Annotated in this window: 1 pseudogene; it reads right to left on the bottom strand. The window is 63.4% G+C overall.

What is annotated here, in order from left to right:
* Positions 1-235: pseudogene (locus WLY71_RS31100) on the bottom strand (xanthine dehydrogenase family protein molybdopterin-binding subunit); the annotation flags it as partial.

The following is a 235-nucleotide window of genomic DNA, read 5'->3' as shown; positions in this document are numbered from 1 at the left end:
GACACCTCGGCCACCTGGGCAACATAACTGCCGAAAGACTCATGCACCGCGACACCCAACGCATGGCCGTCCGGCAGTGGCGCCTTCCAGTTGGCTTTCTCGACGGCCAGGTTCAGCACGCCAAGATGCCGCGGATGGTCCTTGAGCAAGGTTCGTCGGTACTCGACCGGATCCTTGCCGGCCGCCTCGGCCAGTTCGTCGATCAGCGACTCCATCACGAACGCGGTGTGGGTGT

It is taken from the genome of Pseudomonas rossensis (genome assembly GCF_039888995.1).
Classification (GTDB): Bacteria; Pseudomonadota; Gammaproteobacteria; order Pseudomonadales; family Pseudomonadaceae; genus Aquipseudomonas; species Aquipseudomonas rossensis.
This window is presented reverse-complemented; position numbering and strand designations above follow the sequence as displayed.